Origin of the sequence: Pseudogulbenkiania ferrooxidans 2002, from assembly GCF_000174355.1 — a bacterium.
In the GTDB taxonomy this organism is placed as follows: domain Bacteria; phylum Pseudomonadota; class Gammaproteobacteria; order Burkholderiales; family Chromobacteriaceae; genus Pseudogulbenkiania; species Pseudogulbenkiania ferrooxidans.
Window position 1 is genome coordinate 470,909 of record NZ_ACIS01000001.1, and the last position, 23,851, is coordinate 494,759.

A 23,851-nucleotide genomic window follows, 5' to 3' on the forward strand; every position below is an offset into this window, starting at 1 on the left:
CAAATTGAGCCAAAACGATGCCAAAACGTACTGACTTAAAGAGCATTCTCATCATCGGCGCCGGTCCCATCGTGATCGGCCAGGCGTGTGAATTCGACTACTCCGGCGCCCAGGCCTGCAAGGCGCTGCGTGAAGAGGGTTACAAGGTCATCCTGGTGAACTCCAACCCGGCGACCATCATGACCGACCCGGACATGGCCGACGTCACCTATATCGAGCCGATCAACTGGCAGGTGGTGGAAAAAATCATCGCCAAGGAGCGTCCGGACGCGATCCTGCCGACCATGGGCGGCCAGACCGCGCTGAACTGCGCACTCGACCTCGCGCGCAACGGTGTGCTGGAGAAGTACAAGGTCGAGCTGATCGGCGCGACCGAAGACGCCATCGACAAAGCGGAAGACCGCGGTCGTTTCAAGGAAGCCATGGCCAAGATCGGCCTGTCCTGCCCGCTGTCCTTCGTCTGCCACACCATGGAAGAGTCGCTGGCGGCCCAGGCCAAGGTGGGCTTCCCGACGCTGATCCGCCCGTCGTTCACCATGGGCGGCTCGGGTGGCGGCATCGCCTACAACAAGGAAGAGTTCCTGGCGATCTGCGAGCGCGGCTTCGAGGCCTCGCCGACCCACGAACTCTTGATCGAGCAATCGGTACTCGGCTGGAAAGAGTACGAGATGGAAGTCGTGCGCGACCGCAATGACAACTGCATCATCATCTGCTCGATCGAGAACTTCGACCCGATGGGCGTGCACACCGGCGACTCGATCACCGTCGCGCCGGCGCAGACGCTGACCGACAAGGAATACCAGATCATGCGTAACGCCTCGCTGGCGGTACTGCGTGAGATCGGTGTCGATACCGGCGGCTCCAACGTACAGTTCGCCACCAATCCCGACACCGGCGAGATGATCGTCATCGAGATGAACCCGCGCGTCTCGCGTTCGTCCGCGCTGGCGTCCAAGGCCACCGGCTTCCCGATCGCCAAGATCGCCGCCAAGCTGGCGGTCGGTTTCACCCTCGACGAACTGAAGAACGACATCACCGGTGGCGCCACCCCGGCCTCGTTCGAGCCGTCGATCGACTACGTCGTCACCAAGATCCCGCGCTTCGCCTTCGAGAAGTTCCCGCAGGCCGACGACCGCCTGACCACCCAGATGAAGTCGGTGGGAGAAGTGATGGCGATGGGCCGGACCCTGCAGGAGTCGATGCAGAAGGCGCTGCGCGGGCTGGAAACCGGCCTGGCCGGTTTCGACCCGGTGACCTCCGACCTGGAACAGATCCGTCACGAGATCGGCACGCCGGGCCCGGAACGCATCCTCTACGTCGCCGACGCCTTCCGCGCCGGCCTGAGCCGTGACGACATCTTCGCCATCAGCAAGATCGATCCGTGGTTCCTGGCCCAGATCGAGGACATCGTCGGCGAGGAAAAGGCGCTGGCCGGTCGCAAGCTCGACGAGCTCGACTACGCCGAACTGCGTCGCCTCAAGCGCAAGGGCTTCTCCGACCGCCGTCTGGGCGCGCTGCTCGGCGTCGACCAGGGGGCGGTGCGCGCGCGCCGCTGGGCGCTCAACCTGCGCCCGGTGTACAAGCGCGTCGATACCTGCGCTGCCGAGTTCGCCACCAATACCGCCTACATGTACTCGAGCTACGAGGAAGAGTGCGAATCGCGGCCGACCGACCGCAAGAAGATCATGGTGCTGGGCGGCGGTCCGAACCGCATCGGCCAGGGCATCGAGTTCGACTACTGCTGCGTGCACGCCGCGCTGGCGCTGCGCGAGTCCGGTTTCGAGACCATCATGGTCAACTGCAACCCGGAAACCGTCTCGACCGACTACGACACCTCCGACCGCCTGTACTTCGAGCCGCTGACGCTGGAAGACGTGCTGGAGATCTGCCACGTCGAGAAACCGTTCGGCGTCATCGTGCAGTACGGCGGTCAGACCCCGCTGAAGCTGGCGCGTGCGCTCGAGGCCAACGGCGTGCCCATCATCGGCACCACGCCGGACATGATCGACTGCGCCGAAGACCGCGAGCGTTTCCAGAAGATGCTGCAGGAGCTCGGCCTGAAGCAGCCGCCGAACCGCACCGCGCGCACCCCGGCCGATGCCATGAGGTTGGCCGAAGAAATCGGTTACCCGCTGGTGGTGCGCCCATCCTACGTGCTGGGCGGCCGTGCCATGGAGATCGTGCACGAGCCGGCCGACCTCGAGCGCTACATGCGCGAGGCGGTGAAGGTGTCGAACGACAGCCCGGTGCTGCTCGACCGCTTCCTCAACGATGCCATCGAAGTCGACGTCGACGCGGTATCCGACGGTGAGCTGGTGGTGATCGGCGGCATCATGCAGCACGTCGAGCAAGCCGGCGTGCACTCCGGCGACTCGGCCTGCTCGCTGCCGCCGTACAGCCTGTTCCCCGCGGTGCAGGACGAAATCCGCCGCCAGACCGTGGCCATGGCCAAGGCGCTGAACGTGGTCGGCCTGATGAACGTGCAGTTCGCCATCCAGGGCGACACCATCTACGTGCTGGAAGTGAACCCGCGTGCCTCGCGTACCGTGCCGTTCGTCTCCAAGGTCACCGGCGCGCCGCTGGCCAAGATCGCCGCACGTTGCATGGCCGGCATCAGCCTCACCGAGCAGGGCTTCACCAAGGAAGTGGTGCCGCCGTACTACGCGGTCAAGGAAGCGGTGTTCCCGTTCATCAAGTTCCCTGGCGTGGATACCATCCTCGGTCCGGAAATGAAGTCCACCGGCGAGGTGATGGGGGTCGGCCGCAGCTTCGCCGAAGCCTTCATCAAGGCGGAACTCGCTGCCGGCGACCGCCTGCCGAAGGCGGGCAAGGTGTTCCTGTCGGTGCGCAACAGCGACAAGGCCGGTTCCGTCGAAGTGGCGCGTGAGATGGTGCGTCTGGGCTTCGAGGTGGTGGCCACCCGTGGCACCGCGCGCGGCATCCAGGAAGCCGGCATCCCGGTGCAGCTGATCAACAAGGTCAACGAAGGCCGCCCGCACATCGTCGACATGATCAAGAACGGCGAGATCAGCCTGGTGTTCAACACCGTGGATGAAAAGCGTCAGGCCATCCAGGATAGCCACTCGATCCGCCGCTCCGCGCTGCAGATGCGCGTGCCGCAGTACACCACCCTGGCCGGTGCCAAGGCCGTGTGTGTCGGCATGGCACATGCCGAGGAGTTCGACGTGTACAGCGTGCAGGACCTGCACGCCATGGTCCGAAACGGCTGACGACACGGACGGTGCGGGTTTCGGCCAACCTTTGAACCCCACGCCGTTTGCCGTTACAATTCAGCCAGCAAGCTACTAGCAGCCAAGCCGCCGTCCCGTACGGCGGCTTGTGCTTTTTCATGATGGCGGGTATCCCGCCTGCGGAGAGAAGTCGAATGAACAAAGTCCCGTTGACCCTGCGTGGCGCAGAACTGCTGAAAGAAGAACTGCAGCGGCTCAAGAGCGTGGAACGTCCGGCGGTGATCGAGGCCATTGCCGAAGCCCGCTCCCATGGCGATCTGTCGGAGAACGCCGAATACGACGCGGCCAAGGAGCGTCAGGCGTTTGTCGAAGGCCGCATCGCGGAGCTGGAGGGCAAGCTCTCCAATGCCCAGATCATCAATCCGAGCGAACTGGATGCGGAAGGCCGCATCGTGTTCGGCACCACGGTCGAACTGATGGATCTGGAGACCGAGGACGAGGTCACTTACCAGATCGTCGGCGACGACGAAGCGGACATCAAGTTCGCCAAGGTGTCGGTGAACTCGCCGATCGCCCGCGCCTTGATCGGCAAGGAAGCCGGCGATGTGGCCGAAGTGATGGCCCCGGGCGGCATCCGCGAGTACGAAATCCTGGACGTCAAATACATCTGAGCGGCTTGCGGCACGGTGGGGCCGCGCCTGGCAGGTTTGGATAAAGGGGACTGCGCATGGATGGATTGAGGGCGATTACCCGCACCTTCTGGATCGGTGGCATGTGGATCATCGGCATCATCGTCACCCCGGTATTGTTCTCGGTGCTCGACCGCGGCACCGCCGGCATGGTCGCCGGCAAGCTGTTTTCTGCCATCGCCTGGGTCGGGCTGGTGTGCGGGGTGTTCCTGCTGGTGGATTTCATCTGGCGCGATGGCCTGCGTGGCGTCAAGTCCGCCACGTTCTGGCTGATCATCGGCATGCTGTCATGCACCCTGATCAACCATTTTGCCGTGTCGCCGATCATCGCCAATCTCAAGCTGCAGATGAACCAGGCGGCCGAGGGCTTGTTCGGCGGAGGCTTTGCCACCTGGCACGCGATCTCGAGCCTGATCTATCTGCTGCAGAGCCTGATGGCGCTGGCCTATATCCTGCGCCGGGACAGCTGACGCCGCCGAGTGGCAGGCTCATTCCCGTGTCGCTGCCGGCAGCCGGGGGCGGGGCGAAAAAAAAGCGGTGGTCCGGCCACCGCTTTTTTTCGTGTTCCCTGGGTTAAATCAGGGCTGCGCCTTGAGCGCCTTCTTGCTCTTCGGCAGCACCACGCGCTGCTTGTCGGACGGACGCCACAGCACCAGGAGCTTGCCGATGTGCTGGACCTGGGCGGCGCCCAGTTCGTCGCAGATCTTGTCGTACAGCGCCACGCGGGCATCGCGGTCGTCGCCCTGCACCCGGATCTTGATCAGTTCGTGCGCATCGAGGTTGATGGCGATTTCCCGAACTACCGCCTCGGTCAGGCCGTGGTTGCCGATCATCACCACCGGCTTGATATCGTGGGCGAGTCCTTTCAGGTATTGGCGCTCGAAGGGAGCAAGTTCGATTTTCATGGGCATGAGCTTCCTGAATAAAACGAGATTCTACTAAACTTTCGGCCTTTACCCCAAGTTCCGGCCCCGCTACTGGTGGAAATAGCCGCTGAAAACAGAGACATGCGCCATTCCGTCCTGGCGGCAATGGCTATGACATGACCCCGGTGGCTCGCCCGCATTCGGCGGTGGTGGTTCTCCAGCCTGCCAGCCGGGGCCGGCACGGACTTTGCGAGTGGCGCCGCCTGGAGTACCTTTAAAAAATGGCAGCCTGGCTGCACGGCCTCCCGCCAACACGAGCGGGGTGGGGCTGTTTTCAAGACGACTGAGCAGGACATCAATGGCTAGAAGTAAATCCAGCAACGACTGGCTGCGCGAGCATGTGCACGACCACTACGTGCACATGGCGCAAAAGGACGGCTACCGTGCCCGTGCCGCGTACAAGCTCTTGGAAATCAACGACAAGGACAAGCTGATCCGCCCCGGCACGGTGCTCGCCGACCTGGGCTCGGCACCGGGCAGCTGGTCGCAGGTGGCGGCGCGGCTGGTCGGCGACAAGGGTAAAGTGTATGCGCTCGACATCCTGCCGATGAACCCGATTGCTGACGTGGAGTTCATTCAGGGCGATTTTCGCGAGCAGGAAGTCCTCGACCAGTTCGTCGCGTTGCTCGGTGGGCGCGAACTTGATCTTGTAATATCCGACATGGCCCCCAATATCTCAGGTATGAGCGCCATTGATCAGGCGCGCAGTTTTCACTTGTGCGAGCTGGCGCTGGAATTTGTCCGCGACCATCTGAAACCGGGCGGGAGCTTTCTCGTCAAAGTTTTTCAGGGTAGCGACTTCCAGCCTTACCTCAAGTCCATGCGGGAACTGTTCGACGAGGTGGTCAGCCGCAAGCCCAAGGCTTCGCGTGACCGCTCCACGGAAATTTACCTGTTGGGCAAAGGTCGTCGCTGACATCCACCCCTACGGGGGTTACAATCCGTATCAATACGGGCAACCAGCTAAGTCAGGGCACAGAGGAGTCCGCTCTAGTGAACAATATCGGCAAAAACATCGCCATTTGGGTGATCATCGGTCTGGTACTGATGACGGTGTTCAATCAGTTCAACAAGCGTCAGGATACCCAGAACCAGATCGAGTATTCGCAGTTCATCAGCGATGTCGAGTCGGGCAAGGTGCAGTCGTTGAGCATCGAGGGGCATCCGTTGCGCGGGCAGTGGCTGAAAGGCAAGCGAGCCGACGGCTCCTCCTTCATGACCTATGCTCCCTACGACCCGCAACTGGTCGATGACCTGATCAAGAACAACGTGCGCTTCTCGGCCAAGCCGGAAGAGGAGCCCAGCATGCTGATGAGTCTGTTCATCAGCTGGTTCCCGATGTTGCTCCTGATCGGTGTGTGGATTTTCTTCATGCGCCAGATGCAGGGTGGCGGCAAGGGCGGGGCGTTCTCGTTCGGCAAGAGCAAGGCGCGCATGCTCGACCAGGACACCAACACGGTGACCTTCCAGGACGTCGCCGGCTGCGATGAAGCCAAGGAAGAGGTCAAGGAGATCGTCGACTACCTGCGCGATCCCTCGCGCTACCAGAGCCTGGGTGGCCGCATTCCGCGCGGCATCCTGCTGTGTGGCAGCCCGGGTACCGGTAAAACGCTGCTGGCCAAGGCCATTGCCGGTGAAGCCAAGGTGCCGTTCTTCAGCATCTCCGGTTCCGACTTCGTCGAAATGTTCGTCGGTGTCGGTGCGGCACGCGTGCGCGACATGTTCGAGCAGGCCAAGAAAAATTCCCCATGCATCATCTTTATCGATGAAATCGACGCGGTCGGTCGCCAGCGCGGTGCCGGTCTCGGCGGTGGCAACGACGAGCGCGAGCAAACACTCAACCAGTTGCTGGTCGAGATGGATGGCTTCGAAACCAATACCACGGTGATCGTGATCGCCGCCACCAACCGCCCTGACGTGCTGGACCCGGCGCTGCAGCGTCCCGGCCGTTTCGACCGCCAGGTGGTAGTGCCGCTGCCGGATATCCGTGGTCGCGAACAGATTCTCTCGGTGCACATGCGCAAGGTGCCGATTGCCGCCGATGTTGAGGCATCGGTCATCGCGCGCGGCACGCCGGGTTTCTCCGGCGCGGATCTCGCCAACCTGGTGAACGAGGCGGCGCTGTTCGCTGCGCGCCGCAACAAGCGCCTGGTCGACATGGACGACTTCGAGGCCGCCAAGGACAAAATCATGATGGGCGCCGAGCGCAAGTCCATGGTGATGTCGGAAGAAGAGAAGCGTAATACCGCCTATCACGAGTCCGGCCACGCCGTGGTCGCCAAGCTGCTGCCCAAGTCCGATCCAGTGCATAAGGTCACCATCATTCCGCGTGGCCGCGCGCTGGGCTTGACCATGCAGTTGCCCGAAGAGGACCGCTACGCCTACGACCGCGGCTACCTGATGGACCGTATCGCCATCCTGTTCGGCGGCCGTATCGCCGAAGAGCTGTTCATGAACCAGATGACCACCGGTGCCTCGAACGACTTCGAACGTGCCACCCAGATGGCGCGCGACATGGTGACCCGCTACGGCATGTCCGACAAGCTGGGACCGATGGTGTACGGCGAGAACGAGGGCGAAGTGTTCCTCGGCCGCTCGGTCACGACCCACAAGAACATGTCGGAAGCGACCATGCAGCAGGTGGACACGGAAATCCGCCGCATCATCGACGAACAGTACGGGCTGGCGCGCCGCCTGCTCGAAGAGCACCGCGACAAGGTCGAAGCGATGACCGCGGCGCTGCTCGAGTGGGAGACCATCGATGCCGAGCAGATCGACGACATCATGGCTGGTCGTCCGCCGCGTCCGCCGCGTCCCGACCGCAGCACGGCAGGTAGCGGTGGCGGCGACAAGCCGACCGGTACGGCGCCGGAACCTAGTGCGACCCCGGCGCAGGAACACTGAGCCATTTCATCCTTACCCAAGGCGGCAGCATCGTGCTGCCGCCTTTTTTGCGACCTCTCTACAGGCAATACCATGACCGACTTCGTGTGCGGACGCTTTACGCTCGCGTTGGATCGCCCGCTGTTGATGGGCATTCTCAACGTTACCCCCGATTCCTTTTCCGACGGCGGCCGCTTCAACCGGCTCGATACTGCCCTGGCTCAAGCCGAGAGGCTTCTGGAGGAGGGGGTGGACATCCTCGACATCGGCGGTGAATCGACCCGCCCCGGCGCCCCCTACGTCAGCCCGGAAGAGGAGGAGGGGCGGGTGTTGCCGGTGCTCGAACGTTTGGCTTCATTGAATGTACCGCTGTCGCTCGATACTCGCCGCGCCTCGGTGATGCGTGCCGCGCTGGTGGCCGGCGTGGTCGATCTGATCAACGACGTTTCGGCTCTGGAGGACGAGGGGGCGCTGGCCGTGGTGGCGGAGAGCCGGGCCGGTATCTGCCTGATGCACAAGCAAGGCAATCCGGACTCCATGCAGCACAATCCGCACTATCGCGATGTGGTTGATGAAGTCGGGTCCTATCTTGGCCGGCGCGTGGCCTTGTGCCTGGAACATGGTATCGAGCACGCGCGATTGTTGGGCGACCCTGGATTTGGTTTTGGCAAGACGCAGGAGCATAACCTGCAGCTGTTGCAACGTCTGGCCGACGTCGAACAGCTGGCGGGTGTCCCACTCCTGGTCGGCATGTCGCGCAAGTCGATGCTCGGCGCGGTGACCGGTGAAGAGGTACCGGCCGAGCGACTGGGGGCAAGCGTAGCGGCCGCCTTGGAAGCGGCGCGGCGCGGCGCCAAAGTGGTTCGGGTGCACGACGTCAAGGCTACCCGTCAGGCGCTGCAGTTGCTGGCCGCGCTGGAACGGGCTCATCACTGACACCTCATGTCGGCTGGCAGTACAATGTCGTGCCGTTTTTCAGGGATATAACATAATATGGCTCGCAAATACTTTGGTACCGATGGCATCCGTGGCGAAGTCGGCCAATTTCCGATCACCCCCGAATTCGTGCTCAAACTGGGTTACGCCGCTGGACGGGTGTTGGTCAACCACGAGAACGACTTGCATCCGACCGTGCTGATCGGCAAGGACACGCGAATTTCCGGCTATATGCTGGAAGCCGCCTTGCAGGCGGGTTTGACCGCCGCCGGGGTCAACGTGCTGCTCACCGGGCCGCTGCCGACCCCGGGTATCGCCTATCTGACGCGTGCCTTGCGCCTGTCTGCAGGGGTCATGATCTCGGCCTCGCACAATCCCTATCACGATAACGGCATCAAGTTCTTCGCCGAAGGAGGCAAGAAGCTGGATGATGCCATCGAGCTGGAAATCGAGGCAATGCTCGAGCAGCCGATGGAAACCCGGCCTTCCCGCGAGTTGGGGCGGGCGCGCCGCATCGATGGCGCGGCCGAGCGCTACATCGAGTTCTGCAAGAGCACCTTTCCCAACGACCGCAATCTCAAGGGCTTGAAGCTGGTGGTCGATTGCGCCCATGGTGCCACCTATCACATCGCGCCCAAGGTGTTCCACGAACTGGGTGCGGAGGTGGTGACGATTGGCGGCGAACCGACCGGCTACAACATCAACGACAAGGTCGGTGCCACCTATACCAAGACCCTTCAGGCGGCGGTGCTGCAGCACGAGGCCGATTACGGCGTGGCACTGGATGGTGATGGCGACCGGCTGATGATGGTGGACCGCAAGGGCCAGGTCTACGATGGCGACCAGCTGATCTATGTCATCGCCAAGGCGCGTGCCGCCAAGGGGGAGCTGAAGGGCGGTGTGGTCGGCACCGTGATGACGAATATGGGGATGGAGCTGGCCTTGCAGAAGATGGCGGTGCCGTTCGGTCGGGCCAAGGTGGGCGACCGCTACGTCCTCGAGATGCTGCACAACAATGGCTGGCTGGTGGGGGGAGAGGCCTCCGGCCATGTGCTGTGCCTCGATAAACATAACACCGGTGACGGCATCATTTCCTGTCTCCAGGTGCTGACGGCGTTGGCCGAGCTGGGGCAGGATCTGGCCAGTGTCTGCCGCGATTGGCAGCCGTTCCCACAGACGCTGATCAATGTGCGGCTCAAGGGGCAGGACTGGAAAGCCGCCTCCGTCGACGTGTTGACAGCGGCCGAGACTGCCTTGCAAGGGCGCGGCCGGGTTGTCCTGCGCCCCAGTGGCACGGAACCGGTGGTGCGTGTGATGGTGGAGGCGGACGATCATGCCTTGTCGGAGAAGTGGGCACGGGAAATCGCGGCCGTGATCGAAAGTTCCGCTGGCTGAGCCTGTTTGGTCCACTTCCTGCAAAAACCCACAGCTATCTGGTCGTGGGTTTTTTGCTATTCAGGGCGCTGGGGGCGATTCCGTGAAGCGATGGAGAAGGCTGTTCGGTATCAAGAAATTGCCACGATGGGCTGTGTTATCATGATGCTCCACGATACGTCCCCGCTCTGAAAACGGGGCACCAACCCTGCCTGGCGCAGGGGGATGGACAGACGGGCCTACATGGATATTCTGCAGATTCTTCTCGATTTCTTTACCGGGTATGGCTATCTCGCCGTATTCCTGGTGTTGTTGGCCTGTGGTTGTGGCGTGCCCATCCCGGAAGACATCACGCTGGTGGCGGGTGGCATCATCTCCGGTTTGGGGTTTGCCAACGTCGACTGGATGGTGGCCGTGGGCATGGCCGGTGTGCTGTTCGGTGATGGCCTGATGTTTGCGCTTGGTCATCACTACGGCCATCGCGTGCTGCGCTTCAAGCCGATTGCCCGCATCCTCACCCAGGAGCGTTTTGCCGCAGTGCAGGAAAAATTTGACAAGTACGGCAACTGGGTGTTGTTTGTTGCGCGCTTTCTGCCTGGTTTGCGTTCGCCGATCTTTATCACCGCCGGGATGACCCGGCGTGTGCCCTACTGGCGTTTTTTGCTGATGGATGGTTTTGCTGCGCTCATTTCGGTGCCGGTGTGGGTGTATCTGGGCTATCTGGGGGCGGCCAACCGTGACTGGCTGATGACCTGGGTGCACCGCGGCCAGGCTGGGATTCTGATCGTGGTGGCGCTGTTGCTGGCGGGAGTGGCGATGGCTTGTTACCGCAAGAAAAAGAACGGCCATCCTGCGCCGTTGACGCCCAAGAAATGAATCGCCCTGTTGCAACAAAAAAGGCCATCGCATGCGATGGCCTTTTTTGTTGCAACAGTGGTTGATATTCAGCCTACCTGCAGCAGTTCCACTTCGAAGATCAATGTGGCATTAGGCGGGATGACCCCGCCGGCGCCGCGTGCGCCGTAGCCCAGCTCTGCCGGGATGGTCAGTTTGCGCTTGCCGCCGACTTTCATGCCGGCTACGCCTTGATCCCAGCCCTTGATTACGTAACCTGCGCCCAGCGGGAAGGAAAACGGCTGGAACCGGTCCTTGCTCGAGTCGAACTTGGTGCCGTCGGTGAGCCAGCCGGTGTAGTGCACGGTGACTTCCTGGCCGACGGTGGCTTCGGCACCGTCGCCCAGTTGCAGTTCTTCAATGATCAGTTCGGACGCCATCAGCCCAGTCCTTTCGTTAGAGTCATCCAAGCTATTCATTGTAGCAGCGCCGTCCGGCGGCGTCGTCCCGTTGGCGGTCCCTCCCGGGTTGTGTTTCCGTGGTTATGGCTTATAAAAAAACTAATGCCGGGTTTGTCCGCCACACACACACTTGCTGCAAAGGGGATACATCATGGATATCGCACACCATCCGTCAAACGAGCACCCGGTCGTCAAGCATGTCAACGTGTCGTACCCGGCCAAATGGCTGCGTCAGGGCTTCAAGGATTTGCAGCGGGCTCCGGCCGACTCGCTGTTCTACGGCGCCGTCTTCGTATTGATGGGGTATCTGCTGACGACTTACTTCGAGCAGGCGCCGGAGATCGTCATCACCTTATCCACCATCTTTCTGCTGGCCGGGCCGTTCCTTGCGATCGGTCTTTACGACATCGCCAAGCAGATGGAGGCATTCGATGGCCGTGGTCGCGTCACACTGGTCCACAGCATGATGGCTTGGCGGGTCAACATGCACAGCTTTGCACTGTACGCTGTGCTGCTGGCGGTGCTGGTGTTCGGCTGGTTCCGCATGTCGCTGTTGATGTTTGCGCTGTTCTACGACACGGCAACCCTGCCAACGCTGAACATGGTGGTGACCAACGCCTTCAAGCCCGAGAACGTGGGCTTCCTGGTCGCGTATTTTGGCATCGGATTCTTCTTCGCGGCACTGGTGTTCGCGGTCAGCGCGGTATCGTTGCCGATGTTGCTCGACAAGGAGGTGGATACCGTCACGGCCATGGTGGCCAGCCTGCAGGCGGTGTACAAGAACCTGCTGACGATGCTGGTGTGGGCGGCTATGATTGTTGCCCTCACCGTGGTGGGCTTTGTCACCTACTTCGTCGGCCTGATCGTGATCATGCCGGTGATCGGCTTGGCCACCTGGCATGCCTACCGCGATTTGATCACCTTTGAGCGCTGACGACGACTACATGACCCATTCCATCGTGTTTCTGGACCGGGACAGCTTGCCTGTCCCGGTTCCTGTTTTTGCCTTCCCCCATCATTACCGTGAATTCCCGGCCACCGCGCGAGAGCAGATCGTCCGTCATGTCGAAGGGGCCGAGATCGTCATCACCAACAAGGTGCCGTTCAACCGTGCCACACTTGAGGCCCTGCCGGCGCTGAAGCTGCTGGCGGTGGCGGCGACCGGGGTGAACCATATCGACCTCGAGGCTTGCCGCGAACGCGGCGTGGCCGTGGCGAACATCCAGCATTACGGCGACGATACGGTGGCCGAGCACGCCTTCATGATGATGCTGGCGTTGTTCCGCAACCTGCCGGCCTACCAGCGCGACGTGGCAGCTGGCGTGTGGCAGAACGCGCCGCAGTTCTGCCATTTCGGCGCGCCGATTCGCGACCTGCAGGGCGCCACGCTGGGCATCATTGGCTCTGGTGGCATCGGTCAGGCGCTGGCGTCGCGTGCACGTGCCTTCGGCATGACCGTGCTGTTCGGAGAGCGCAAGGGGGCGGCCAGCGTACGCGAGGGCTACGTCGATTTCGATACCCTGCTGACCAGCTCGGACGTGCTGTCGCTGCATTGCCTGTTGACCGAGCAAACCCGCAATATGATCGGCGCTGAGGAACTGCAGCGTATGAAACCGGGAGCCGTGCTGATCAATACCGCACGTGGCGGGCTGGTCGACGAGGAGGCGCTGGTGGCGGCGCTCAAGTATGGTCAGTTGGGTGGGGCCGGGTTCGATGTGTTGACGGTCGAGCCGCCGAGCGAGGGGAATCCACTGCTCAAGGCGCGGCTGCCGCATCTGATCGTTACCCCGCACGTTGGCTGGGCCAGCCACGAGGCGATGAGCCGGCTGGCCGGGCAACTGGTCGAAAATATCGAAGCCTTCATCGAGGGGCGCAGGCTGCGTCGCATCGTCTAAGGCGAATAAAACGAGGGATAGGCACCCGTGCTATGCACGGGTGCTTTTTTGTTTTGGCGCGTGGTTAGGGGTGCGTTGGGCAGGCTTGGCATCGATTTGCCTCGCTTGTCATTTCCGGGTTTGTGGCAGTCGCCAACTTGGGCTATCACCTAAAGAACCGGAAGCGCCTTGTCAGTCGCCGACATCGTTGGGGTTGATGCGTGGAGTTTCTTCTTCGCCCATGCCCAGCCGGCCGCGCACGCAGGAAATGTAGCGATTGACGTCCGGGCCACCGCCATAGCGTTGGGCGTGCCAGATCATTTCGCCAAGACATTCCATCATCTGGTGCTGGGCGGCATGCTCGTCGCCCAGACGCAAGGCGAGCTGGGCGTAGAGCGAGCGGATGCCGAAGGGTTGGTCGATGGAACGTTGCTCCTCGATCGCCATGTGCAGGCTCAGGTGCAGGAAGGGGTTGGATTCTCCCATGTCCGGCGTCCATTCCTGTTCCAGGTAGCGCTCGGGCTGGCCGACGATGGCATGGTATTCCGGATGCTCCAGCAGGATGGTCAGCGTGATTTTTTCCAGATCGGTCAGCGGCTCGTTGCGCTGGTGTTTGGCCCAGGTGTCGAAAAAGAAACGGCGTGCATCCTGGCGGCTGGGATTGAACATGGCGATCTACCTGAGGAGAAAAACGGAGGATGCTGCGCGCGGCGGCTCCTGTGCTGTAGCAGTGCCGATTATACGAGACGGAGACCCACCATGACCACGCTCCATGACTTTTCCGCCTGCCGTATCGACGGCAGTCCCGAATCCCTGTCGCGCTACGCCGGCATGGTGGTACTGGTGGTCAATACCGCCAGCGAATGTGGCTTCACGCCGCAATACACAGGCTTGCAGGAGCTGGCGGTGTACTTCGCCGGCGAGGAGTTCGCGGTGCTCGGCTTTCCCTGCAACCAGTTCGGCGGGCAGGAGCCGGGAGCCGAGGACAGCATTGCTGCGTTCTGCCAGAGTCGTTTCGGGGTGACGTTTCCGCTTTACGCCAAGGTCGCTGTCAACGGCGACGAGGCACATCCCTTGTGGCGTTGGCTGACTCGCGCCGACACCGATCATCCCCAGCCGGTGAAATGGAACTTCACCAAGTTCCTGGTCGACGGCAGGGGGCGGCTGGTCAAACGCTATGAGCCGGCGGTGCAGCCGCACGAGTTGCTTGACGATATCGATCGTTTGTTGGGCGGCTGAGACACGCGCCCAGGCCTGCCGTCGAGCGGGCCTAGGCATCGGGATCACCGGCTCAGTTGCGCCGGAAGATGATGTCCCACACCCCGTGGCCGAGGCGGATGCCGCGCTGCTCGAACTTGGTGAGCGGGCGGTAGTCCGGGCGCGGGGCGTAGCCGTCGGCGCTGTTGGCGAGCTCGGGGTTGGCCGAAAACACCTCCAGGATCTGGATCGCATAATCTTCCCAGTCGGTGGCGGCGTGCAGGTAGCCACCCGGCTTCAGTTTCTTCACCAGCTTCGCCACCAGCGGGCTCTGGATCAGCCGGCGCTTGTTGTGGCGTTTTTTGTGCCATGGGTCCGGGAAGAAAATGTGAATGCCGTCGAGCGAGGCGTCGGCCAGCATGTGGTCGATGACCTCGACGGCGTCATGGCGGATCAGGCGCAGGTTGGAAATATCCTGCTCGGCAATCAGCTTGAGCAGGTTGCCCACGCCCGGCGAATGCACTTCGACGCCCAGGTAGTCCTGTTGCGGATTGTTGGCGGCGATTTCCGCCGTGGCGGTACCCATGCCGAAGCCGATTTCCAGGATTTTCGGTGCCTGACGGCCGAATGCCTGCTCGAGGTCGAGGGTCTCCGGGCGGTACTCGATACCCCAGCGCGGCATGCCTTCGTCCATGGCGCGCTTCTGGGACGGCGTCAGGTGGCCCTGACGTAGCACGAAGCTCTTGATGTGTCGCTGAAAAGCCGGGTTTTCCATGGCGGTCTTCGTTGGAAAAGTCAAAAAAAGCGCGATGTTACCGAATCTGGCGCGAGGTGGCGAGACATTCCCTTCCTGGCGTGAGTGATGCCGGTCACCGTGATCCTGGCGCGACCGGAACCGACATCACGTTGTCGGGCCAGGCAGGGTGGCGAGAAAGCTAGCCACAGTCGGGTAGCGCAAGCGGATGCCCAATTCCCGCCGCAATCGGCCGTTATCCAGCCGCCGCGACTCGGCCAGGAACGACCATAGGGCAGGGGAGACGGCGGCCTGCACTTCGACCCGGGGTAGGCGGGGGGCGTGCGGCATGCCCAGCGCGTCCGCCAGGCGGTCATACCATTCGCCCACCATCAACGGTTCGGCGTCGCAGGCGTTGTAGACTCGGATACCATCCTCGCGACGCAGTGCGGCAACACAAATCCGTGCCAGGTCGTCGGCGTGGATGTGGTTGCCGTAGCTGTCTTCGTCCGCCGCGATCAGCGGCGTGCCGTTGATTAGCCGTGTCGTTGGCAGGCGCTCGGCGGCGTAGATGCCTGGAGCGCGCAGGATCGTCACGGTGGTGCCATGAGTCCGGGCGAAGGCGCGCAGGCGGCGTTCGGCGTCGACGCGCCGCTTGGCGCGCGCGCTTTGTGGACGTAGGGGGGCGGTTTCGTCCAGCCAGGCACCGCCGGCATCGCCGTAGACCCCGCTGGTGCTGATATAGGCTATCCGCTGTGGTAGACTTTTCCCCTTTGCCAGCGCGCACAGCAACTTGCCGAGGCGCGGGTCGCTTTCACCGCGTTCCGGCGGCGGGGCGGTATAGAGCAGGGCGTCGGCCAGTCCGGCCAGACGTGTCAGGCTCCGTTTGTCATCGAGGTCGGCTAGCACCGGCAGGACGCCCAGGCTGCGGGCTTCGGCTATCTGTTTCGGCCGGCGCACCAGCGCCAGCAGCCGCCAGCTCGGCGCCAGGAAAGGAACGGCCCGGCGCGCCACGTCGCCGAAGCCTGCAATCAATAGAGTACGCATACACCGCATTTTAGCGAGCTTAAGGTAGAGTAACGAGATGACTGCTCAAGTCAAAGTGCTCCCGAGTGGACACACCTTCCAGGTCGACGACCACGAAACCATTCTCGAGGCGGCCCTGCGTCAGGGTGTCGGCCTGCCGTACGGCTGCCGCGATGGCGCCTGTGGCGCCTGTAAGGGCAAGGTGCTGGAAGGCGAGGTGTGCCAGGATGGCTACCAGGAGAAGGCCCTGCCGGAGCAGGAGCGGGTGCAAGGCTACGCCCTGTTCTGCTGCGCCAAGCCGCAAGGCGACCTGACCATCGAGGTGCGCGAAGTCACCGGCATCGGCGACATTCCGGTCAAGACCCTGCCGTGCCGCGTCGAGAAAATCGAGAAGCTGCACGACGTCGCGGTGCTGAAGCTGAAGCTGCCGGTTTCAGAGCGCTTGCAGTTCCACGCCGGCCAATACATCGACATCCTGATGAAGGATGGCAAGAAGCGCAGCTTCTCGATCGCCAACGCGCCGCACGACGATGCTTTCCTCGAGCTGCACATCCGTCACCAGCCCGGCGGCTCGTTTTCCGAGTACGTGTTCACCCAGATGAAAGAGCGCGAGATCATGCGCTTCAAGGGACCGCTGGGCACTTTCTTCCTGCGCGAGGATTCGGACAAACCCATCGTGTTCGTGGCCAGCGGCACCGGCTTTGCTCCGATCAAGGGCATCGTCGAGCATGCTCTGCACAGCGGCATTACCCGTCCCATGGTGTTCTACTGGGGGGCGCGCACCAAGGCTGACCTGTACATGGCCGACTTGGCGGAACAGTGGCAGGCGTCCAACGCCAACTTCACCTACATTCCGGTGCTGTCCGAGGCGTTGCCCGAGGATAATTGGACCGGCCGCACCGGCTTCGTTCACCAGGCGGTGCTGGACGATTTCGACGATCTTTCCGGCCATCAGGTATACGCCTGCGGCGCCCCTGTCATGGTGGAGGCAGCGCACCGCAGCTTTACCCGCGAGCTCGGGCTGCCTGAGGATGAGTTCTTCTCGGATGCCTTCTTCCTCTCCAAGGACATGAGCGCCAGCAAGTAAAACGCTGTCGAGCAGTGACAAAAGGCATGGCCCCGGAATTGATCCGGGGCCATTTTTTTCGCCCTTTGTGCCCGCCAGGTACAGAAAAACATGCCTTTGACCTACGTCAATTCCCGACATTCTGTCATGGGTATGATGGTTGGCAGTCAAAGTCATCAAGGCGAGCTCAGCCGCCACAGGAGGGCAAAATGGAACTCTGGAAACAACTGTTATCCGACGACGTCGGGCTCTTGAGCCTGATCACCATCGTGGTCGCCAGCCTTGTCGTGGGCGTTTGCGTGACGCTGTTCATCCGCAATGTGAAGAACGAGTCGCGCAAGCACTGAGCGGGCGAGCGCTTTCTGCGTTACTTCCTTGGGTTTATGTGTGTGTGCTTGGACGGATACGGTGACTCGCCGTATCCTCTTTTTTTGTGCGCCTGCAGAACCAATAAAAACGGGCCGTGAGGCCCGTTTGCGTTTCCAGTAGTGTGTTCCGCCCTCAGTGACCGTCGTAGGAGCACACGGTAAACAGCTCCAGTCCGCTATCGCGCACCAGCTGGCTGCCACCCAGTTCCGGCAGGTCGATGATGGCCGCCGCCTCCAGCACTTCGGCTCCGAGTTTTTTCAGCAGCTTGGCTCCGGCCAGCATGGTGCCGCCGGTGGCGACCAGGTCGTCGATCAGCACCACCCGGTCTCCGGGTTTGCAGGCGTCGGTGTGCATTTCCACCGTGGCGTTGCCGTATTCCAGCTCATACTCCTCCGACACGGTCTTGAACGGTAGCTTGCCCTTCTTGCGGATTGGGACGAAGCCGACGTTGAGTTCGTAGGCCAGCACCGAGCCGATGATGAAGCCACGTGCGTCCAGGCCCGCGATCAGGTCGACCTTCTCCTCCATGTAGCGATAGACGAAGATGTCGATCAGCATGCGGAAGGTCTTGGGGTTCTGCAGCAGCGGCGTGATGTCGCGAAACATGACGCCCTGCTGCGGCCAGTCCGGTACGGTGCGAATCCGATTCTTCAAGTAGCCGGAGAAATCGAGGCTGCTCAGGTTTTCCATACGCCCATTGCTCCTCAGGCGAAGAAGGCCAGTTTGAAGACCCACAGTGCCGCGATCACCAGCACCGCCGGCTTGAGCTCGGCGAAGCGACCGCTCAAGAGCTTGAGGGCGGCGTAGCTGATGAAGCCGAAGGCGATACCGTCAGCGATGGAGAAGGTGAACGGCATTGCCAGCGCGGTCATGACGGCCGGCGCCGATTCGGTGAGGTCGTCCCACTCGATTTCGGCCAGGCCACGGCACATCAGCACGGCAACGTAGCACAGTGCCGGCGCGGTGGCGTAGGCCGGCACGGTCTTGGCGAGCGGCGACAGCCACAGACACGCCAGGAACAGGATGGCGACCACCAGCGAGGTCAGCCCGGTACGGCCGCCGACGGCGGTGCCCGCCGCACTCTCGATATAGGCCGTGGTGGACGAGGTGCCCATCACCGCACCGGCGGTGATGGCGATCGAGTCGGCCAGCAGGGCGCGCTTCAGGCGCGGCAGCTTGCCGTCCTGGTCAAGGAGGCCGGCGCGGTGCGACACCCCGATCAGCGTGCCGGTGGTGTCGAACAGGTCGACGAAGAAGAATACGAAGATCACCCCGAGCAGGCCGGCGTTGAGCGCGCCGTGCAGGTCCATCTGCATGAAGGTCGGCGCCATGCTGGGCACGGCGGCGGCGACGCCGTTGAATTTGGACAGGCCAAACGTGATCGACAGCGCGGTCACCGCCAGGATGCCCAGGATGATCGAGCCCGGCACCTTACGGTACTCCAGCGCCACGATGACGAAGAAGCCCAGGATGGCGAGCAGCGTGGTCGGGCTATGGATGTCGCCCAGGGTCAGGTAGGTGGCCGGGTGGGCCTTGATGACGCCGGCATTCTTCAGCGCGATGATCGCGAGGAACATGCCGACGCCGGCGGAAATGGCGAATTTCAGCGAGCGCGGGATGGCGTTGACGATGGCTTCGCGTACCTTGAACAGGCTCACCGCCAGGAACACCACGCCGGAGATGAATACCGCGCCCAGCGCGGCCTGCCACGGCACGCCCATGCCGCCCACCACGGTGAAGGTGAAGTAGGCGTTGAGCCCCATGCCCGGCGCCAGCGCGATCGGGTAGTTGGCGACCAGCGCCATGATGCCGGTGCCCAGCGCGGCGGCGAGGCAGGTGGCAACGAACACGGCGTCCAGGTTCATGCCGGTGCCCGACAGGATCAGCGGGTTGACCAGGATGATGTAGGCCATGGTCAGGAAGGTGGTGACGCCGGCGATGACCTCGGTTCTGACCGAGGTGCCGTGTTCCTTGAGTTTGAAAAAGCTATCCAGCAGTGACATGGAAAACCCCTCGAAAATGGCATATTGGTTTGATTAAGCTGCGCATTTTGCAATAGTGGCAGGGGACTGGCTAGTCCTTCGCCAGGACTAGGCCGCTTGGTGAACGTCTTAACCGCTTGAAGTGCTTGTGGTATCCTGAAAAATTATCTTTTGGCGCAGGATGTACGCTTACATGGTTCAGCCCAGCGGTAACATTTACATCGTTATTGCCCCTTCGGGTGCCGGCAAGACCACGCTGGTGTCGGCCTTGCTGGCGGTCGACCCGGCGGTGCAGCTGTCCGTTTCCTACACCACGCGCGCGCCGCGCGAAGGCGAGGTGGAGGGGACGCACTACCATTTCGTCGGCAGGGAGCAGTTTCTTGCCATGATCGAGGCCGGTGATTTCCTCGAGTATGCCGAGGTGTACGGCAACTACTACGGCACCAGCGCCGCCTGGCTGCGCGAGAAGTTGGCCGAAGGTCGCGACATCCTGCTCGAGATCGACTGGCAGGGCGCCGAGCAGGTGCGCCGCCTGTTCGACGGGGTGATCACCATCTTCATCGCGCCGCCCTCGATCAACGAGCTGGAGCGCCGCCTGCGCGGCCGCGCCACCGACAGCGAGGAGGTCATCCAGCGCCGTCTGGCCGAGGCGCGCTCCGAAGTGGACCGCGCGGCGCTGTACGACTATATCGTCGTCAACGACGATATCGAACGCGCCAAGCAGGATCTGATAAGCATCATCCGTGCCGAGCGGCTGCACGGCACCAAGCAGATGCTGCGCTACCGCGACGCACTGAGCCGCATGGGCAGCCAGGGCTGACCCCGTTGGTCCCGTGCCCGAAACACTATATAGTCTTGAAGACGATTGATTAGCCGAGGACATTATGGCCCGCATTACCGTTGATGATTGCCTGGATCGTATCCAGAACCGTTTCGACCTGACCCTGGCCGCGGCCTACCGCGCCCGTCAGGTGGCGTCGGGTTCCGCCCCCTTCGTCGAGGCCGGCCGCGACAAGCCGACCGTGGTGGCGCTGCGTGAAATTTCCGCCGGCCACGTCGGCACCGAAATCCTGCATCGCAACAAGGGCTGAGCCGGCGTCCGATGGAAGGCTCCATGAGCGCAGACCTCTCCGCGATCATCGACTATGAGGCGATGATCGACGCCGACGCGGCAGCCTTTCTCGAGGCCGCCGCCCGTTACCTGAGACCGGAGGACGTGCAGCTGCTGCGGCAGGCCTTCGAGCTCAGCCGCGCGGCGCACGAGGGGCAGACGCGCAAGAGCGGCGAGCCCTACATCACCCATCCGCTGGCGGTCGCCACCATGCTCACCGAGTGGCGGCTGGATGTGCAGGGCCTGGCGGCGGCATTGCTGCACGACGTGCTGGAAGACACCGGCGTCACCAAGCCGACGCTGGTGGAGAAGTTCGGCCGCACCATCGCCGACCTGGTCGACGGCCTCTCCAAGCTGGAGCGGCTGGAATACCAGACCAAGGAAACGGCCCAGGCCGAGAATTTCCGCAAGATGGTGCTGGCGATGGCGCGCGATATCCGCGTCATCATCGTCAAGCTGGCCGACCGCTTGCACAATATGCGCACGCTGGACGCGATGCGCGAGGACAAGCGCCAGCGCATCGCGCTGGAAACGCTGGAAATCTATGCCCCGATCGCCAACCGCATCGGCTTGAACAAGGTCTACCGCGAGTTGCAAGACCTGGCGTTCAAGCACCTGCATCCGCATCGCTATCACGTGTTGTCGAAGGCGGTGCGCGCCGCGCGCGGCAACCGGCGCGAGGTGGTGAGCAAGATTCTGCACTCGGTGAGCCAGAAGCTGGTCGAGTGCAATATCGAGGCGACGATCAAGGGCCGCGAGAAGAACCTGTTCAGCATCTACAAGAAGATGCAGGAAAAGCACCTGTCGTTTTCGGAAGTGCTGGATATCTATGGCTTCCGCGTGATCGTCAACGATGTGCCCAGCTGCTACCTGGCGCTGGGCGCGCTGCACAGCCTGTACAAGCCCATTCCCGGCAAGTTCAAGGATTACATTGCCATCCCCAAGGGGAACGGCTACCAGAGTCTGCACACCACGCTGTTCGGCCCGTACGGGACGCCGGTGGAAATGCAGATTCGCACCCGCGAGATGAACAGCGTGGCCGAGGCCGGCGTGGCCTCGCACTGGATGTACAAGAGCGGCGACGCCTCGCTCGACGCCGCCCATCAGCGCACGCACCAGTGGCTGCAGAGCATTCTCGACATCCAGGCCGAGAGCGACGACGCCGTCGAGTTCTTCGAGCACATCAAGATCGACCTCTTCCCCGACGAGGTCTACGTCTTCACGCCCAAAGGCAAGATCATCGTGCTGCCGCAGGGTTCGACGCCGGTGGACTTCGCCTACGCCGTGCACACCGATATCGGCCACCGCTGCATCGCGGCGCGCGTCAATCATTCGCTGATGCCGCTGCGCACCGTGCTGCGCAACGGCGACACGGTGGAGGTCATCACCTCCACCCAGTCCAAGCCCAACCCGTCGTGGCTGAGCTTCGTGCAGAGCGGCCGCGCCCGCTCCTGCATCCGCAATTACCTGAAGAGCCTGCAGCACGAGGAGGCCGCCCAGTTGGGCGAACGCCTGCTCAAGCAGGCGGTCAGCGCGCTGGCCTCCACGCCGCTGACGCTGGACGACGCGCTGCATGCCGCTTACCTCACGCAGTATGGCGAGAAGGACCAGCCGTTCGACGATGTGCTGGCCGACATCGGCGTCGGCAAACTGCTGCCGATCGTGGTGGCGCGCCGCCTGGCCGAGCTGGCCGGGGAGCGCACCGGCGAGAACGTGCATATCGGGCCGGTCACCATCCGCGGCAACGAGGGCGGCGCGGTGCAGCTGGCCACCTGCTGCCACCCCATCCCGGGTGATGACATCCTAGGGGTGATCACCAAGGGGCAGGGGCTGCTGGTGCACCGTGTGGTGTGCCCCAATACCAAGCGCGTTGATCACGACAAGCTGCTCGACGTCACCTGGGATAGCACGAAGGAGCGCATGTTCGGCGTCAACATCAGCATCCTGGCGCGCAACGAGCGCGGGGCGCTGGCGGAGATCGCCACCGCGATTTCGCAGGCTTCGGCCAACATCGAGAGCGTCGACACCCAGGATACCCACGTTGGCGACGGTTTCATCCACATTCATTTCCGCCTGCAGGTCGAGAGCCTGGCCCACCTCGGCAAGGTGCTGAACGAGGTGCAGCAGATCGACGTGGTACAGCAGGCGGAACGGAGATAATCCCGCATGAAGATTCGTGTCAACGGCGAGGAGCAGGTGCTGGACGGTGTTGCCACGCTGGCCGATCTGATCGCCGTACTGGAACTGGCCGGCAAGCGCGTCGCCATCGAGAAGAACGGCGAGATCGTGCCGCGCAGCCGCCATGGGGAAGAGCGTTTGTCCGATGGGGACGAACTGGAAATTGTCGTCGCCGTTGGCGGCGGTTGAAGAAGGTACGAGGGAATGATGTCGCAGGATCAGCTTGTCATCGCCGGTAAGGCCTATGCGTCGCGCCTGTTGGTGGGCACCGGCAAATACCGTGATTTTGCCCAGACCGCCGAGGCGCTGGACGCCTCTGGCGCCGAAATCGTCACCGTGGCGATTCGCCGTGTCAACCTCGGCCAGAACGCCGACGAGCCGAATTTGCTCGACTTTCTGCCGAAAAACCGGTATACACTGCTGCCCAATACGGCGGGTTGCTATTCCGCCGACGACGCCGTGCGCACTTTGCGCCTGGCGCGTGAACTGCTGGACGACCATCGCCTGGTCAAGCTCGAGGTGCTGGGTGATCCGCACACGCTGTTCCCCAACGTGCGCGAGACGCTCAAGGCCGCCGAAGTGCTGGTCAAGGAAGGTTTCGACGTGATGGTCTACACTTCGGATGACCCCATCGTGGCGCGCGAGCTGGCCGATATCGGCTGCTGTGCCATCATGCCGCTGGCGAGCCTGATCGGCTCCGGCATGGGCATCCTGAACCCGTGGAACCTGAAACTGATTATCGAAGAGGCCAAGGTGCCGGTGCTGGTCGATGCCGGCGTCGGAACGGCCTCGGATGCCGCCATCGCCATGGAACTGGGCTGCGATGGCATCCTGATGAATACCGCCATTGCCGCGGCGGATGACCCGGTGCTGATGGCCCGGGCCATGAAGTTGGCCGTGGAAGCGGGGCGTGCCGCGTATCGCGCGGGTCGCATGCCCAAGCGTTTTTATAGTGCAACACCAAGTTCTCCGAGTGAGGGGGTGATTTCCGCTCGCAAGTAGTGATGCGTAAAGCGCACAA

At 62.5% G+C, this 23,851-nt stretch carries 25 protein-coding genes; 18 read left to right on the forward strand and 7 right to left on the reverse strand.

What is annotated here, in order from left to right:
* The first annotated feature begins 17 nt into the window (after window positions 1-17).
* The 3 genes from carB (at window position 18) to FURADRAFT_RS02320 (ending at window position 4,350) form a co-directional block, all read left to right on the forward strand.
* Entirely contained in the window at window positions 18-3,230 is a 3,213-nt protein-coding gene (gene carB / locus FURADRAFT_RS02310) for a carbamoyl-phosphate synthase large subunit (protein WP_008952491.1), read from the forward strand.
* A 155-nt stretch (window positions 3,231-3,385) separates the two neighbouring features.
* Window positions 3,386-3,862, forward strand: a complete 477-nt coding sequence (gene greA / locus FURADRAFT_RS02315) for a transcription elongation factor GreA (RefSeq protein ID WP_008952492.1) — start codon at window positions 3,386-3,388, stop codon at window positions 3,860-3,862.
* Window positions 3,863-3,918: 56 nt separating this feature from the next.
* Window positions 3,919-4,350: a DUF4149 domain-containing protein gene (locus tag FURADRAFT_RS02320; protein ID WP_008952493.1), complete on the forward strand. Its 432-nt coding sequence runs from the start codon at window positions 3,919-3,921 to the stop codon at window positions 4,348-4,350.
* A gap of 108 nt (window positions 4,351-4,458) precedes the next feature.
* Here the strand turns inward: FURADRAFT_RS02320 and FURADRAFT_RS02325 are convergent, their stop codons facing one another.
* Window positions 4,459-4,785, reverse strand: coding sequence for a YhbY family RNA-binding protein (locus tag FURADRAFT_RS02325; protein WP_014088336.1), 327 nt, complete (start codon window positions 4,783-4,785; stop codon window positions 4,459-4,461).
* Between the two features lie 319 nt (window positions 4,786-5,104).
* On the opposite strand from FURADRAFT_RS02325, the gene rlmE reads away from it, so the two are divergent.
* From rlmE to FURADRAFT_RS02350, 5 genes are all read left to right on the forward strand, one after another.
* The gene (gene rlmE, locus FURADRAFT_RS02330) at window positions 5,105-5,722 is read left to right on the forward strand and encodes a 23S rRNA (uridine(2552)-2'-O)-methyltransferase RlmE (RefSeq protein WP_008952495.1); all 618 of its coding nucleotides are present in this window, start codon (window positions 5,105-5,107) and stop codon (window positions 5,720-5,722) included.
* Window positions 5,723-5,799: 77 nt separating this feature from the next.
* Window positions 5,800-7,710: an ATP-dependent zinc metalloprotease FtsH gene (gene ftsH / locus FURADRAFT_RS02335; protein ID WP_008952496.1), complete on the forward strand. Its 1,911-nt coding sequence runs from the start codon at window positions 5,800-5,802 to the stop codon at window positions 7,708-7,710.
* Between the two features lie 72 nt (window positions 7,711-7,782).
* Complete coding sequence (gene folP, locus FURADRAFT_RS02340; protein ID WP_008952497.1) at window positions 7,783-8,625, forward strand: dihydropteroate synthase; 843 nt, start codon at window positions 7,783-7,785, stop codon at window positions 8,623-8,625.
* 57 nt (window positions 8,626-8,682) lie between these two features.
* Window positions 8,683-10,020: a phosphoglucosamine mutase gene (glmM, locus tag FURADRAFT_RS02345; RefSeq protein WP_008952498.1), complete on the forward strand. Its 1,338-nt coding sequence runs from the start codon at window positions 8,683-8,685 to the stop codon at window positions 10,018-10,020.
* A 222-nt stretch (window positions 10,021-10,242) separates the two neighbouring features.
* Window positions 10,243-10,875 (forward strand): DedA family protein, encoded by a 633-nt coding sequence (locus tag FURADRAFT_RS02350; protein WP_234985994.1) that lies wholly within the window; start codon window positions 10,243-10,245, stop codon window positions 10,873-10,875.
* A 68-nt stretch (window positions 10,876-10,943) separates the two neighbouring features.
* On the opposite strand, the gene FURADRAFT_RS02355 is transcribed toward FURADRAFT_RS02350, so the two are convergent.
* Window positions 10,944-11,273 carry an FKBP-type peptidyl-prolyl cis-trans isomerase gene (locus FURADRAFT_RS02355; protein WP_008952500.1) on the reverse strand — a complete coding sequence of 110 codons (330 nt, stop codon included), beginning with the start codon at window positions 11,271-11,273 and terminating at the stop codon, window positions 10,944-10,946.
* A gap of 172 nt (window positions 11,274-11,445) precedes the next feature.
* On the opposite strand from FURADRAFT_RS02355, the gene FURADRAFT_RS02360 reads away from it, so the two are divergent.
* Window positions 11,446-12,228 carry a DUF2189 domain-containing protein gene (locus FURADRAFT_RS02360; RefSeq protein WP_008952501.1) on the forward strand — a complete coding sequence of 261 codons (783 nt, stop codon included), beginning with the start codon at window positions 11,446-11,448 and terminating at the stop codon, window positions 12,226-12,228.
* Between the two features lie 10 nt (window positions 12,229-12,238).
* Window positions 12,239-13,189 carry a D-2-hydroxyacid dehydrogenase gene (locus FURADRAFT_RS02365; protein WP_008952502.1) on the forward strand — a complete coding sequence of 317 codons (951 nt, stop codon included), beginning with the start codon at window positions 12,239-12,241 and terminating at the stop codon, window positions 13,187-13,189.
* Window positions 13,190-13,360: 171 nt separating this feature from the next.
* On the opposite strand, the gene FURADRAFT_RS02370 is transcribed toward FURADRAFT_RS02365, so the two are convergent.
* Complete coding sequence (locus FURADRAFT_RS02370) at window positions 13,361-13,837, reverse strand: DUF1841 family protein (protein WP_008952503.1); 477 nt, start codon at window positions 13,835-13,837, stop codon at window positions 13,361-13,363.
* A 90-nt stretch (window positions 13,838-13,927) separates the two neighbouring features.
* Here FURADRAFT_RS02370 and FURADRAFT_RS02375 point away from each other — a divergent pair, with 90 nt between their 5' ends.
* The gene (locus FURADRAFT_RS02375; RefSeq protein WP_008952504.1) at window positions 13,928-14,407 is read left to right on the forward strand and encodes a glutathione peroxidase; all 480 of its coding nucleotides are present in this window, start codon (window positions 13,928-13,930) and stop codon (window positions 14,405-14,407) included.
* A 52-nt stretch (window positions 14,408-14,459) separates the two neighbouring features.
* On the opposite strand, the gene trmB is transcribed toward FURADRAFT_RS02375, so the two are convergent.
* Both trmB and FURADRAFT_RS02385 read right to left on the reverse strand, forming a co-directional pair.
* The gene (trmB, locus tag FURADRAFT_RS02380) at window positions 14,460-15,140 is read right to left on the reverse strand and encodes a tRNA (guanosine(46)-N7)-methyltransferase TrmB (RefSeq protein WP_008952505.1); all 681 of its coding nucleotides are present in this window, start codon (window positions 15,138-15,140) and stop codon (window positions 14,460-14,462) included.
* A gap of 126 nt (window positions 15,141-15,266) precedes the next feature.
* Window positions 15,267-16,145 (reverse strand): SDR family oxidoreductase, encoded by an 879-nt coding sequence (locus FURADRAFT_RS02385; protein WP_008952506.1) that lies wholly within the window; start codon window positions 16,143-16,145, stop codon window positions 15,267-15,269.
* A 37-nt stretch (window positions 16,146-16,182) separates the two neighbouring features.
* Here FURADRAFT_RS02385 and FURADRAFT_RS02390 point away from each other — a divergent pair, with 37 nt between their 5' ends.
* Together FURADRAFT_RS02390 and FURADRAFT_RS19985 are read left to right on the forward strand one after the other, a co-directional pair.
* Window positions 16,183-17,211 (forward strand): CDP-6-deoxy-delta-3,4-glucoseen reductase, encoded by a 1,029-nt coding sequence (locus FURADRAFT_RS02390; protein ID WP_008952507.1) that lies wholly within the window; start codon window positions 16,183-16,185, stop codon window positions 17,209-17,211.
* A 188-nt stretch (window positions 17,212-17,399) separates the two neighbouring features.
* Entirely contained in the window at window positions 17,400-17,537 is a 138-nt protein-coding gene (locus FURADRAFT_RS19985; protein WP_008952508.1) for a DUF3149 domain-containing protein, read from the forward strand.
* Between the two features lie 154 nt (window positions 17,538-17,691).
* On the opposite strand, the gene FURADRAFT_RS02395 is transcribed toward FURADRAFT_RS19985, so the two are convergent.
* Window positions 17,692-18,249, reverse strand: coding sequence for an adenine phosphoribosyltransferase (locus FURADRAFT_RS02395; RefSeq protein ID WP_008952509.1), 558 nt, complete (start codon window positions 18,247-18,249; stop codon window positions 17,692-17,694).
* Window positions 18,250-18,263: 14 nt separating this feature from the next.
* Window positions 18,264-19,562 carry an NCS2 family permease gene (locus FURADRAFT_RS02400; protein ID WP_008952510.1) on the reverse strand — a complete coding sequence of 433 codons (1,299 nt, stop codon included), beginning with the start codon at window positions 19,560-19,562 and terminating at the stop codon, window positions 18,264-18,266.
* A 172-nt stretch (window positions 19,563-19,734) separates the two neighbouring features.
* Between FURADRAFT_RS02400 and gmk the strand changes: the two genes are divergently transcribed.
* The 5 genes from gmk to FURADRAFT_RS02425 all read left to right on the forward strand — a co-directional run bounded on the left by gmk (window position 19,735) and on the right by FURADRAFT_RS02425 (window position 23,832).
* Window positions 19,735-20,361, forward strand: coding sequence for a guanylate kinase (gene gmk, locus FURADRAFT_RS02405; RefSeq protein ID WP_008952511.1), 627 nt, complete (start codon window positions 19,735-19,737; stop codon window positions 20,359-20,361).
* Window positions 20,362-20,425: 64 nt separating this feature from the next.
* Window positions 20,426-20,632 carry a DNA-directed RNA polymerase subunit omega gene (gene rpoZ, locus FURADRAFT_RS02410; RefSeq protein WP_008952512.1) on the forward strand — a complete coding sequence of 69 codons (207 nt, stop codon included), beginning with the start codon at window positions 20,426-20,428 and terminating at the stop codon, window positions 20,630-20,632.
* Between the two features lie 23 nt (window positions 20,633-20,655).
* The gene (locus tag FURADRAFT_RS02415) at window positions 20,656-22,812 is read left to right on the forward strand and encodes a RelA/SpoT family protein (protein ID WP_040652186.1); all 2,157 of its coding nucleotides are present in this window, start codon (window positions 20,656-20,658) and stop codon (window positions 22,810-22,812) included.
* 6 nt (window positions 22,813-22,818) lie between these two features.
* The gene (thiS, locus tag FURADRAFT_RS02420; protein ID WP_008952514.1) at window positions 22,819-23,019 is read left to right on the forward strand and encodes a sulfur carrier protein ThiS; all 201 of its coding nucleotides are present in this window, start codon (window positions 22,819-22,821) and stop codon (window positions 23,017-23,019) included.
* Window positions 23,020-23,034: 15 nt separating this feature from the next.
* Window positions 23,035-23,832: a thiazole synthase gene (locus FURADRAFT_RS02425; protein ID WP_014088324.1), complete on the forward strand. Its 798-nt coding sequence runs from the start codon at window positions 23,035-23,037 to the stop codon at window positions 23,830-23,832.
* Window positions 23,833-23,851 lie beyond the last annotated feature (19 nt).